The organism is Kluyvera huaxiensis, from assembly GCF_040149365.1.
Lineage (GTDB): Bacteria > Pseudomonadota > Gammaproteobacteria > Enterobacterales > Enterobacteriaceae > Kluyvera > Kluyvera intermedia_A.
Map to the genome: position 1 here is coordinate 1 of NZ_JBEFLV010000076.1, position 221 is coordinate 221.

1 rRNA gene is annotated in these 221 nt (G+C 50.7%); it reads left to right on the forward strand.

What is annotated here, in order from left to right:
* Positions 1 to 221, forward strand: a 16S ribosomal RNA gene (locus ABOC97_RS23990); the annotation flags it as partial.

The following is a 221-nucleotide window of genomic DNA, read 5'->3' on the forward strand; positions in this document are numbered from 1 at the left end:
TCAAATGAATTGACGGGGGCCCGCACAAGCGGTGGAGCATGTGGTTTAATTCGATGCAACGCGAAGAACCTTACCTACTCTTGACATCCAGAGAATTTAGCAGAGATGCTTTAGTGCCTTCGGGAACTCTGAGACAGGTGCTGCATGGCTGTCGTCAGCTCGTGTTGTGAAATGTTGGGTTAAGTCCCGCAACGAGCGCAACCCTTATCCTTTGTTGCCAG